This is a genomic window from Pseudomonas sp. AC463, from assembly GCF_979253585.1.
The window spans coordinates 1-277 of sequence record NZ_CEEDDZ010000536.1; the positions used below are offsets into that span (position 1 = coordinate 1).

The following is a 277-nucleotide window of genomic DNA, read 5'->3' on the forward strand; positions in this document are numbered from 1 at the left end:
CGGGTTGCTGGCGCGCTTCCTGGTTCGAGCCGAGCGTGCAGAGGCGCTATTCCTGGCCGATGATCGGCGGGGCAATCCGACTCCGGTAGACGATGCTGCGCGGGTCATCCTGGCCGTGCTCAAGCAGCTCGACTGCGCCGCGCCGCTGTGGGGCACCTATCACTATGGTGGGCATGAGGCGACCACGTCGCTGGCGCTCGGCCAGGCGATCCTGAGCGAAGCCAGGCACATCCGTCAAAACCTCCTCGAGGACATCTCCGGCCAGGCCCACGCCGTG

The 277-nt window shown here is 67.5% G+C and carries 1 protein-coding gene; it reads left to right on the forward strand.

The window, feature by feature from the left end; genetic code table 11:
* On the forward strand, window positions 1-277 hold a 277-nt coding region (locus AC0IYH_RS31295), incomplete at both ends, for a sugar nucleotide-binding protein (RefSeq protein WP_471838104.1).